This is a genomic window from Acinetobacter sp. CFCC 11171 (genome assembly GCF_003268405.1).
GTDB classification, from domain to species: domain Bacteria; phylum Pseudomonadota; class Gammaproteobacteria; order Pseudomonadales; family Moraxellaceae; genus Acinetobacter; species Acinetobacter amyesii.
In genome coordinates, this window is record NZ_LQXP01000005.1 from 92,687 (window position 1) to 104,828 (window position 12,142).

The 12,142-nt window shown below is 40.7% G+C and carries 9 protein-coding genes and 1 pseudogene; 6 read left to right on the forward strand and 4 right to left on the reverse strand.

The window, feature by feature from the left end:
• Nucleotides 1-95: 95 nt before the first annotated feature.
• Both AVJ20_RS04260 and dnaX read left to right on the forward strand, forming a co-directional pair.
• Entirely contained in the window at nucleotides 96-503 is a 408-nt protein-coding gene (locus AVJ20_RS04260) for a copper resistance protein NlpE N-terminal domain-containing protein (RefSeq protein ID WP_111884268.1), read from the forward strand.
• Nucleotides 504-637: 134 nt separating this feature from the next.
• Nucleotides 638-2,857, forward strand: coding sequence for a DNA polymerase III subunit gamma/tau (dnaX, locus tag AVJ20_RS04265; RefSeq protein WP_111884269.1), 2,220 nt, complete (start codon nucleotides 638-640; stop codon nucleotides 2,855-2,857).
• A gap of 21 nt (nucleotides 2,858-2,878) precedes the next feature.
• Here the strand turns inward: dnaX and AVJ20_RS04270 are convergent, their stop codons facing one another.
• Complete coding sequence (locus tag AVJ20_RS04270) at nucleotides 2,879-3,310, reverse strand: acyl-CoA thioesterase (protein WP_111884270.1); 432 nt, start codon at nucleotides 3,308-3,310, stop codon at nucleotides 2,879-2,881.
• Nucleotides 3,311-3,346: 36 nt separating this feature from the next.
• Nucleotides 3,347-4,507 (reverse strand): iron-containing alcohol dehydrogenase, encoded by a 1,161-nt coding sequence (locus AVJ20_RS04275; protein ID WP_111884271.1) that lies wholly within the window; start codon nucleotides 4,505-4,507, stop codon nucleotides 3,347-3,349.
• Between the two features lie 118 nt (nucleotides 4,508-4,625).
• Here AVJ20_RS04275 and AVJ20_RS04280 point away from each other — a divergent pair, with 118 nt between their 5' ends.
• The 4 genes from AVJ20_RS04280 to AVJ20_RS04295 are packed head-to-tail and all read left to right on the forward strand — an operon-like array spanning nucleotide 4,626 to nucleotide 8,392.
• Nucleotides 4,626-5,141, forward strand: coding sequence for a low molecular weight protein-tyrosine-phosphatase (locus AVJ20_RS04280; RefSeq protein WP_111884272.1), 516 nt, complete (start codon nucleotides 4,626-4,628; stop codon nucleotides 5,139-5,141).
• A 9-nt stretch (nucleotides 5,142-5,150) separates the two neighbouring features.
• Nucleotides 5,151-6,188, forward strand: a complete 1,038-nt coding sequence (gene murB, locus AVJ20_RS04285) for a UDP-N-acetylmuramate dehydrogenase (RefSeq protein ID WP_111884273.1) — start codon at nucleotides 5,151-5,153, stop codon at nucleotides 6,186-6,188.
• A gap of 21 nt (nucleotides 6,189-6,209) precedes the next feature.
• A complete protein-coding gene (locus tag AVJ20_RS04290; protein ID WP_078188595.1) occupies nucleotides 6,210-7,349 on the forward strand; it encodes a YdcF family protein in 1,140 nt (379 codons plus the stop codon).
• Nucleotides 7,349-8,392 carry an alpha/beta hydrolase gene (locus tag AVJ20_RS04295; RefSeq protein ID WP_111884274.1) on the forward strand — a complete coding sequence of 348 codons (1,044 nt, stop codon included), beginning with the start codon at nucleotides 7,349-7,351 and terminating at the stop codon, nucleotides 8,390-8,392. The genes AVJ20_RS04290 and AVJ20_RS04295 overlap by 1 nt, the downstream gene beginning before the upstream one ends.
• 450 nt (nucleotides 8,393-8,842) lie before the next feature.
• Here AVJ20_RS04295 and AVJ20_RS04300 read toward each other — a convergent pair.
• Nucleotides 8,843-10,514, reverse strand: a pseudogene (locus tag AVJ20_RS04300) (FMN-binding glutamate synthase family protein).
• A 575-nt stretch (nucleotides 10,515-11,089) separates the two neighbouring features.
• Nucleotides 11,090-12,088, reverse strand: a complete 999-nt coding sequence (locus AVJ20_RS04305) for a helix-turn-helix transcriptional regulator (protein ID WP_078193976.1) — start codon at nucleotides 12,086-12,088, stop codon at nucleotides 11,090-11,092.
• Nucleotides 12,089-12,142 lie beyond the last annotated feature (54 nt).

Consider the following 12,142-nt stretch of genomic DNA (forward strand, 5'->3'; position numbering starts at 1 on the left):
AATGTGAAAAATATGCTATTTTCCCTCGCTGTTTTAGACTGCTGTGATATCCCTATGAAAAAGTTGTTTTGATTCCCTTAGTGGCAACGTCGGCAATGTTGGGTTGTCAGGATTCAACTCAAACGAAAGCAAAAGAGATAGAAGCGATTACTGCCGAAAAACAGCAAGTTGCATGGGTGGGTGATTTTAAAGGCACAACACCTTGTATGGGCTGTCTTTCTCGTTGTGAAGATTGTCCCGGTATGGCTGTGGCTCTTGAGCTACATGAAGACCAAACCTATACACTTACTCGTGAAAGTCTAAGTGGTCATAACGAAGTAGAAGTGCTAAAAGGTGTAATTCGTTTTAAAGATGAATCAAAGCAGCAGCTAGAACTTATGAATGTGCAAACGCGTAATCTTTTGTATGTTGATTTGGATCAGCAATTACTTGAAATTCGGGAAGACCAGACGGCGAAACGCTATCAAATGCAGAGTGATTTCCTTTTAAATAAAGCAGTTTAAGCATTCGTAATTTATATTAAATTTGCCTGATCATTGTGATAGTTCAAGATCGGATTTTTATTGTCCAAACTCTGCCATTTATTTCACTATTAGACAAAAAAACAGTATGCTTACACCTGTAAAAAGGAGCATACATGTATCAAGTACTTGCACGAAAATACCGTCCACGAAATTTTATTGAACTCGTGGGACAAAACCATGTGTCACGCGCACTTACCAGTGCCTTAGAACGTGGTCGGTTACATCATGCGTATTTATTTACAGGTACTCGTGGCGTGGGTAAAACCACTATTGCCCGTATTTTGGCAAAATGTCTGAATTGTGAAACAGGTGTAACATCAACGCCGTGTGAAGTCTGCCCAACGTGTAAAGCAGTAAATGAAGGTCGTTTTATTGATTTAATTGAAATCGATGCGGCATCACGGACCAAAGTTGAAGATACCCGAGAACTTCTCGACAACGTTCCTTATGCACCAACCCAAGGTCGCTTCAAGGTTTATCTGATCGATGAAGTGCATATGCTCTCTACGCATTCATTTAACGCGTTATTAAAGACTCTCGAAGAACCGCCAGAGCATGTGAAATTCTTATTTGCAACTACAGATCCACAAAAATTACCGATTACTGTCATTTCACGTTGCTTGCAATTTACTTTGCGTCCTTTAGCGGTGGATGAAATCACATCGCATTTGACAGATATCTTACAAAAAGAACAAATTCAAGCGGAGCAAGATGCGATTTGGCAAATTGCTGAATCGGCTCAAGGTTCACTGCGTGATGCATTGTCACTAACTGATCAAGCGATTGCCTATGGTCAGGGTTCAATCCAGCACCAAGATGTTAAAGACATGTTGGGCCTAATTGACCGTACGATCATTTATGATTTGATTTTAGCCATTCATCAAAATCAGCGTGAACGCGTGAGTGCTTTACTCATGCAATTCCGTCAACAAGCGCTGGATGTTTCGCTGGTATTAGATCAGTTGATTTCAACGTTACATGAACTGGCATTATTACAATACTTGCCAGACTTAGCGTTGAAATATAGCGCTGAGATCAATCAAAAAATTATGCAATTGTCGCAGTTGATTTCAGCTCAAGATTTGCAGTTGTATTATCAAGTCGCATGCAAAGGTCGGGCAGACTTGCAGTTGGCAGTGACACAAGAGCAAGGTTTTGAGATGTGTGTGCTGCGTCTATTAGCATTCCGTCCATTACAGCCAAACGAAATGTTGGTCTCTGCCGTACAGCAAGAGTCAGCCGCACAGCCACAGCTTGCTCAAAATCAGGCCGAAACAGTTCAGCCGACTCAAACACAGTCTTTGCAGCAACCCAATACCGTTGTTGAGTCTGCTGCGCAGGTTGCCACTGTTGAGCAGCCTGAAGCTGTACCCGCTGTAGACACATCGCCAGCTTTCGATGATTTTGATGATTCACATTATGATGACGATGATGGCTATGTTTCTGCACCTGCAGTCGATGAACCTTCATCTGATGATTTTTTAGATGATCCTGAAGAAGACGCAATAAGCCAAACTTCTACAGCATCTACAGCAAATGGCACTCTAGATACGCAAGAGGTTGCACCGGTTGAGTCTGTATCGACACAGCAAAATGACACGCTTGTTATGGATGCCGTGGCAGAAGATACATTATTTGATTTAGATCCGACGCCGAGTACTGAAACTGAAGAAGTTGATGTGAGTGCTATAAATTTTGAAGATATTGCACCTTTAGAACCAACAGCTTTAGAGTCAACAAGTAAAGAGACTGAAACGACTCAGCCAAATTTGACAGATGCAGTTGAGCCACAGCATGAGGTGAATGAATCAGTTTCGGGTGCTCAAGGCGACAATGGTTTTGATCTAGCATCACCACAAGTTACGCAAAGTTCCGTTTCTTCGGATGCTGTTCAAACGGGTTCATCTTCTACCTTGATGCCACAAGATATTTTGACTTTACAGCCTCAAACCCTTGAAGGTGAGTGGACGGTCGAAAAGTGGGAGTATTGGTTCCGAAATAGTCAACTTTCACCTGCGGTACAAGAGTTGGCTCAGCATGGCATCATGCGCGGTACGATTGACGGTGAATCGACTTTCCATATTCCAAAGCGATACGAAGCTTTAGTGACTCAATTACAGCATGTATTGGAACAAGCCATTCATGCACAATGGTCAAAATGTCGTTTCCATATCAGCTTTGAAGATGTCGAAGAAACCACACCGTATGCTTTACAACATGTCCGCAAGGAAAAGGCCTTTGCACGTGCAAATGAGTTATTACATGCAGAGCCTGTTGTTAAAGATTTGCTCAAAAGCTTTGATGGTGAGTTGCAAAATATCCAGCTCAAATAAGTTTCAAGCTGGATATAAAAATTAAAGTAAAAATTGAGTTAAAGCATCTCGCATATCTTCGGGTATCCAGGTGCTTTTTCGTGTTTGGCGGTCAACAAATACATGAACGAAATGTCCTTGAGCTGCAGCCTCATTTTGTCCTTGTTTAAAAATGGCTAAGTCATAGCGCAGTGAAGAATTACCAATTTTTTCAATCGCAACTCCAACTTCAATGATTTCTGGATAGGACAGTTCTTGTAAAAAGCTGCAGGCTGAATCGACCACTAAACCAATGATCGGGGTATTTCGCAAATCAAAACCGGCATGTTGAATCAATAGCGCATTTGCAGCGGTATCAAAATAGCTGTAATAAGTGACATTATTGACATGGCCATACATATCGTTGTCTGCCCAACGCGTTTGGATTGGAAATAAAAAACGATAGTTTTGGCGGCGTTTAGTTTCAGGTTTCATCGTTGGTATTTTCTTTATTTCAAAAATGAGTGAACTTTAGGCATAAATTGATTGGTAAATCTGGCGAGCGTCTTCAAACTGCAGTTCTCGCGGATTATTTTGTAATAGTCGAGTTTGTAATAATGCGTCTTCTGCTAAACGATCGAGCATATTTTCAGGCACATTCAGTTGACTGAGTTTAAGCACCAAACCGCTCTGATCTAAATGATTTTGCATATGATCAATAAATAAATCACATAAACCATCGGTACAGCCCGTACTGTATGGATCTAGCCAACTCATGAGTTCTGCATAATGCTGCTTGGCCTGAGGTGCATTAAACTTCAACACTTCAGCGAGAACCAGTGCATTGGTATGACCATGCGAGAGATGAAAGTGTCCACCGAGTGGATAGGCGAGTGCATGCACCGCTGCAACTGGCGCATTAGCAAAGGCCTGACCTGCAAGCATTGAACCGACCAGCATGTGCTGACGCGCTTCGAGGTTATGTCCGTCGTGTAAAACCAGCGCTAAATTTTTATTTAATAAACGCAAAGCTTGTTTAGCAAGCATATCCGCATACGGATTTTTTTTAATTTTTGATGTATAGGCTTCAATGGCATGCACCATGGCATCGATACCGGTTGCTGCGGTAATGTGTGTGGGAAGATTTAATGTAAAGTTCGCATCGAGGATACAGACATCGGCATACAGTACAGGGGAGACGATACCTGTTTTGGTGGTTTCACCTGTAGTGACGATAGAGATTGGTGTGACTTCAGAGCCGGTCCCTGCCGTTGTCGGGATCAAAATGAGCGGTAAGCGTGGTCGTTTTGCATTACCAACACCATATAAATCACTGATCTGTTGTGTTTGCTTAGGATGAGCCAAAATCGCAATAATTTTAGCCACATCCATTGAACTTCCACCGCCAAAACCAATAATCAAATCTACTTTTTCATTTTTGGCAAATTGAACTGCATCCAAAACTATATGTTCTGCAGGGTCAGCTTGAATACTGGAATAAATTACATAGTCTTGATGGATACTTTCTAAAATATCCAAAATGGGTAAATGTAATTGTTGTTGCAACATACCGGGGTCGGTCACAAGCATAACACGCTTGGCTTGAAAGTCGCCTAGGACCTCTCTCAGTTGGGAAATAGAGCCTAAGCCTGAAATAATATTGCTGACGGTTTGAAACTGAAATTGACTCATTGGCTTATCCCTAATTTTTTATATCCAAATAAACATTATTCTTGAGTGTTGATATAGGATTCATCCTGTAAATAACTTAACATAAGACGCTTGAAATAAAAGTAGTCTTGAGGTTGTTATGTCATCCAGCACGCCATATAAGGTGTTGTGTGTTTGTTTAGGAAATATTTGCCGTTCACCTACGGCTGAAGTGGTTCTCAGACATTTTTGTGATGAAGCGCAACTCAATATTCACGTCGATTCTGCGGGTACGAGCAATTATCATCCGGGCAAAGCGCCTGATCTACGTAGCCAACAGCATGCAAAATTACGTGGCTATAACTTATCTGCATTACGCGCACGTCAGTTAACGGTTCATGATTTTATTGAATTTGATTTGATTTTGGCCATGGACTACGAAAATTTAGACAATATTCAAAACCTCATGCAAAAGGCGCAGCAACAATTCGGTCAACTACGTGCACAAGTGTCTTTGATGAGTCAACATGATCACCAATATCCGCAACAAGAAGTACCAGATCCGTACTATGGTGGTGATGCAGGGTTTGAACATGTATTAGATCAATGCGAATCTAGCAGTCAGGCTTGGGTCAATTATTTAAAAACTCAGTTACAAGCACAGCAAAAAAATTAAGGTTTAAGAATGCAAATTCAAACACAGGTTCAGCTTAAGCCATTTAATACATTAAGCCTCGATGCTGTAGCATCTCATTATGTACGTGTTCAATCGGTAGAAGATATCCAAGCAGCGCTCGACTTTGCCAAAGCTGAGCAATTAAATGTATTGGTACTTTCAGGAGGCAGTAATATGCTGTTGCCTGAGCAAATACATGCTTTAGTGATGCACATGGATATTCAAGGTATTGAATATGTACAAGATGATGCCGATACACAGACTTTAAAAGTGGGTGCTGGGCAAGTGTGGCATGACTTTGTGCTATGGACGACGGCACACCAGTTTTATGGCTTACAAAATTTAGCATTGATACCCGGTTTAGTCGGTGCTTCACCTGTGCAAAATATTGGAGCTTATGGTGTTGAAGCGGGTGAGTTTATTGAATCTGTACAGGTCTATGACCGAGTAACAGAACAGCAAAGTAGTATTAGCGCTGCCGATTGTCATTTTTCATATCGCCATAGTATTTTTAAAGATGAGCCAGAGCGTTTTATTATTACGCATGTCACGTTTAAACTTTTAAAACATGCCGATTTAAAATTAAATTATGGTGATTTAAAGCAGGCGGTAGGTGAAGACTTAAGTGCAGAAAACCTACAACAACAAGTCATTTATATTCGTCAAACCAAACTCCCAGATCCGAAAGAATTTCCAAATGTCGGAAGTTTCTTTAAAAATCCTGTGATTAGCCAGCAAGCCTTTGACCAAATTGCGCTGCAATTTCCCAATTTACCCCATTATCCACAACCGAATAATGCGGTAAAACTGGCAGCGGGCTGGTTGATTGACCAAGCAGGTTGGAAAGGGAAATCTGTGGGTTCAGTGGGTATGTTCCATAAGCAAGCTTTGGTGTTGGTCAATTATCAGGACGCCACGCTGCAAGATGTACGTACAACTTACAAAGCTGTACAACATGATGTTTTTGAAAAATTTAATATTGAACTACATCCTGAGCCTGTATTATTTGATACAAATGGCTTGATTCGATCTCACGCAGATCAATAAAAACACATAGGTTTTAGATTTATGCATAAAACACATTGGATGGTTCGCTTAGTACAAATTGCCGCAGTGCTATTTGTACTTTTGGGCTGTCTAATGATTTTTATCTATACGCCGTTTTATTCTAAATTGATCGTTAAAAGTTTAAATTATTTCGTTCCTGTAGAAGTCAATCAGCTCGCAGCGCAAAGTCAAAAACTCGGCGCCTTGAGTGATGATGATAACTATGAGCCGGGTTCTGACTTATGGATCGCGCGCCAAGCGTATTTAAAACTCATGGAGCAAGCCATACAGTCTGATGAGCCTCAAGATTTAACCCTTATACAAGCACGTTATAAGGCGTTACAGCAGCTCATTGAAGAAGAACATGAAAAAGAAAAGAATGATAGTCAAAAGGACATACCGAAAGTACCTCTGCTGAATCCTTCTGCGTCCGAGGCGGCTTCTTCTGAAGCATTGGCGGAAAATCCTGCTCAAAAAATGAAAGAGCTGCTTGAGCTCAATAGTGCGGAAAATAAAGGACTGATGACTCAATATACCGAGTTCTTAAAAACCCATGAAATTGAGCAAGCTGCTTCAGAAGCGGAACCGATCGATGATGAAACATATCTTGATCTTGCCAAAATGAAAGATAAAACCCTGAAGCAGCCAACCGCAGAGCCGTATGCGATCGTGGTGTTAGGTGGTGGTTTAACCTTAGATAAAAATGATAAAGATATCGTAGTGAATGACTACACTCGACTTCGACTGGAAAAAACACTCGATGTCGAACGAGCCAATAAGTTACCGATTGTACTGAGTGGTGTTGAAGCACCGTATATGCAAGCATGGTTGAAGCAATATGATGTTGATGCGAAATTGCTTGAAGACCGCAGTATGAATACTTGCGAAAATTCGCGTTTTAGTTCGTTACTTTTACAGAAAAAAGGCGGCGCACCGACGGTTATTTTAATTACCGATCAATATCATATGCCTCGAACACGTCGTTTATTTGCACTAAATGGTATCGAAACCATTCCTGTTGTGGCACCTATGCCAACGACACTAACCACATGGCGACCAAGTGAAAAAAATTATGACCATAGTCGTCGTGCTAATTATGAATTATTAGCCACCTTACGTGATGTTTGGTTTGGCTCAAGTGACTGTCGGGAGGTCCCATAATGTCAGATATCCCATTTCTTAATCCTTCGATCCTTAAACAATTAGATCTTCCTGTTCCAAGTCGAGAATTAACCCCACAAGTATTAGAACCGCTAAATTTAAATCGACCTTTTGAGCCTAGTGTTGAAATACAGTCTTATAGACGACTTTATGGTTTAGATGCCTTGAACTGTGAACATTGGCAAGGCTATGTAGAAATGCCTTTGTTCAAATTACATGTACAAGTATTTCAACCGAAACTGAAGACTGAAACGGATGTCATTAAAGGCACAGTATTTTTATTGCATGGTTATTTAGAGCATAGTGGAATATATCAGCCGATTATTCGTGAACTCTTAGATCAAGGTTTTAGTGTTTTAACCTATGATTTACCGGGGCATGGTCTAAGTAATGGATCGCCAGCCAGTATTCAAAACTTTGATCATTACCAACAAGTTTTGGAAGCAGTATATCGTTATGTGAAACATGCGGCTCAACTACCAACCCCATGGTTAGGGATTGGGCAGAGCACGGGTGGTGCGATTTGGCTGCATCATCTGTTAGATTTTGCTGAACATCGCAAAAACCCTTATGTCGAACGGGTTTTATTATTATCTCCGCTGATTCGCCCTGCAAAAACGGCATGGTGGCATAACTCGGTTGGATTAGGCATTATTCGTCGTATTAAACGTGAAGTGCCACGTCATTTTAGACGGAATAATCATAATCCTGAGTTTTTACGTTTTGTCCGCTTAAAAGATCCTCTACAACCACGAATGATGGGGATGGATTGGATTTTGGCCATGTCAAAATGGATGCAGGAGATGGAGGAACGCCCAGCTTGTCGTATTCCGGTGTGGTTAGCGCAAGGCGCACAGGATCAAACTGTAGATTGGCGTTATAACATTGAGTTTATACGTCGTAAATTTCGTTTACAGACGCTTCTCATGCTTGAAGAAGGTTCGCATCAGCTGATTAATGAACGTGCCGATATTCGTGCTGCATTAACAGGTTTGATCCCGGCATTCTTGCATGCTCAATCCAACAGTAAGTCTTATTACTAACTGATGTTACGCACTAACCTCAGGAGCGTAATTTGATTTAAATAAAAGTACGATACGCGAGAAGGTCATCCGCAAGTGTTTGAGGCTGGACTACTCCTAATCAAAAATGTTTTTGCAATACTTTGAATAATTTGACGCTAGTGAACGAGTTTTGTTGGTGAGGTGCATTGCACCGCAAGAAGGTTTCCTTGCGAAGCACGCTTCTCATTTTACCAAATGAGAAACAACGTTTCGTAAGAGTACCTCCAGCCGAAGGGTAATCCCTTTATTTAAGCCCTAGATGTAAGACTCCGTCGAATAGGCTTAAAAATTATTTTAAAAATGCGTATTTACTTTTACGCGCGTAACATCAGTTACTAATTGACGATTGAGCACAGCTTACCTTAATCAGTGTGATGGATCTAGACGAAAAAAAAGAGGCGTAGTTGCCTCTTTTTTATGCGGTAGGAATCAGAACTTTTCTAGATGAGCCATATTCCACATACGGAAATAGAAGTTTTCTTCATCTTTATTTTCACAACTGAGTAACTCCCCATCCTTTAACCAAAAATGTAGCTGTGCATAGTTTTTAATTTCACGGTTGTTAATGCGCTGTGCTAGATGGTGTGCACGGATATCCGACGGGTGTTGTAAACCCGCAGAGGCAATAAGTTCAGATAAACCATGCATGGTGTTTTTATGGAAATTAAAAACACGCTCTGCTTTGGTCGGAACATGGATGGCTTTTTGACGGTCTTTGTCTTGTGTCGCAACGCCAACTGGACATTGGTTGGTATGACAGCTTTGAGCTTGAATACACCCAACTGCAAACATAAAGCCACGAGCTGAGTTGACCCAATCTGCGCCAATTGCCATGGTACTGGCAATATCAAAAGCACTAATAATTTTACCACTGGCACCGACTTTAATTTTTGAACGTAAGCCTGCACCAATCAGGGTGTTATTAACAAAGAGTAGGCCTTCACGCAGTGGCGTACCCATATTATCGATCAATTCAATCGGCGCAGCGCCAGTCCCACCTTCAGAACCATCCACTACGATAAAATCAGGTGTAATCCCTGTATGTAACATGGCTTTTACGATACTCATAAATTGCCATGGTTGCCCGATACACAGTTTAAAACCCACAGGTTTGCCTTCTGACAGTTCGCGCAATTGCTGAATAAATTGCATCATTTCAATAGGGGTGCTAAAGGCAGGATGGCTAGATGGAGAGATACAGTCATGTTCACGGCTGACACCACGGATTTGAGCAATCTCTTCGGAAATTTTGTCTTTAGGTAAAATGCCACCATGGCCTGGTTTTGCACCTTGAGATAATTTGATCTCAATCATTTTGACTTGAGGGTGCTTGGCTTGTTCAGCAAAACGTACAGGGTCGAATTGACCATCAATCGTACGACAACCGAAATAACCACTACCGAGTTCCCAAACAATATCGCCACCATTTTCCAAATGATACGGACTAATACTGCCTTCACCGGTGTCATGGTAGAACTTGCCCATTTTAGCACCTAAGTTTAAGGCACGAATGGCATTGGCACTTAAGCTACCAAAGCTCATCGCAGAAATGTTTAATATCGATGCGCTATACGGCTGCTTACATTGCTCATTGCCGATATTAATACGGAAAGTTTCAGGAATGGCAGGAATACAAGGTGACAAAGAGTGATTAATAAAGCGGTAATCATTTTGGTAAACATCAACAATTGAACCAAATGGTTTATCTGCATTTTGGTTTTTTGCACGTTGATAGACCAAGCTACGTTGCATACGAGAAAAGGGCAGTGCATCTTGATCAGATTCAATAAAATATTGGCGAATTTCAGGTCGAAATTCTTCAAATAGAAAACGAAAGTGCCCCATGATAGGGTAATTTTTTAAAATCGAATGTTTGTTTTGTATGACGTCATACAAACCCAATAAGCTTAAAAGCCCAGTAATGACCCAGATACTATTCAATAAGGTTTGTGGAATAAAATATTGAATATAACGCGGGGAATAACCTAAATGAAAACTCGAAATGAGTAGGAAGATAAAAATACAAGCAAACCAAATGGAATGCCGAGAAAAAAAAAGTATTTAGTAGCTTGTGGCGAATAGTTTGCGCTGGACTGGCCATATTTTGAAAAATCTTATTCAGCTCATTTGCTCATAATTTGCCGAGTTTATGCACAATGCTCAAGCTTTAATTTGTTGATTCAGTGTAGCATTTATAAAAAAAGCACTGAAGTTGGATGATTTTTTCATTTAAAGCCAAATCAGATAAGAAAAGCAGGAATGTTCTTTAAGAAAATTTGTGAAAAGCAGCGCGGTTCTTGTTATTTCACAGTACGCAAAATGGAGGTTAAAGTGATTTTACTTTCTAAACACGAGGTGCTGAATATGACTATGAAATCTATTCGTTATAATAATGCCGACCTAGCCTGCCTATGTCAGTAATTGATTATAGCCATGAGAAATTAGCGCTATGGCATAAGGTATTCAGCAGATACTTATGCTGTAGTTCCTTTGACCTAAATGACTAAAATTACAAAAATATTCTAAGAAATTATCCAGTCCCAGTGTTGGGACTTTTTTATGTGTTGATAATTTAAGTGAAAATCTAAGCAAAAAATTAAGTGCTAAATATTTATTATGAAATAAAAGTTGCTACCTCAAATTTAATATTTCAGGTAGCAGAAGTCTGAGATCGGTTTAGTCATTGCGTTGTTGTACAACCATAGCGACTTCTTCAGGTTCGATTTTCTGAATCTTTTTACCAAAACTACGCAGCCACCATGTTAACTGAGAGGTAAAAGGTACTGTTGCACTAACTTCCACCCAGCCATCTTCGGTTTTTTGAATCACTTGATCTTTACTTAGCTGACTTTCTTCAAAATAAACAGCCTCTGCTTCAGACATGGTTAATTTGAGCTGAATCATTTCAGTCGGCTTATTGAAGTCCACACGGAAGCCAAGCGCTCCAGAGTCAATATAGGCATCGATATCAAAATCGACAGGGTGTAATGCACGTGAATTTAAGACCGTAGCAGATTTAAAACGATGTAAAGCAAAGGTTTGGATGTCTGTTTTGTCATGACGTGTGCAAACCAAATAGATAATTGCACCTTTTTGGACCAAAGCCAGTGGATTTAAAATATAGGTCTTTTCTTCACTTTGTTGTCCACGACCTTGATAAAGACATTCGAGTTGTTTGTCTTGTAGTAAGCCTTCATAAATTGATTGCTGTGCAGCTTTTTCAACCACAGGAGGAATCAATGGCTGAGTTGCTGGCACGATTCGCACGCGGTTAATCCACTGACGGACATTATTTTGTGACGACAGGCTCCGACGTGCGAGGTCAAACCAAGGATTCATTTCTTCAATTAGGCTCGGCGGAAGCAAATGTTTTAAGTGCTCCTCAACCATCATAAAGGTGACCGCTTGTGAGCTAGTCATATGAGGCAAGCTTTGAATTGGTGCATCGGAACGCCAACGCCACCCTTGCGGCGTTGTTTTACTGCTCTCAATTGGGAAACGTAGAGAAATTTGGTTTAAGTCACGTTGAATGGTGCGTAGGCTGATATCAATGCCTTCACGGTTCAGTATTTCTTGTAATTCACGAGTACCCATCCACTTACCTGTGGACAGTCGTGAAAGAATTTGCCACTGACGATAGAGGCTGTTTGACGTTTCTTTTTCTTGTGAAGACATAATCTAGTGCTTGAACTTGAACTTAAATAAATAAAAATGATGCTGTGGGACACA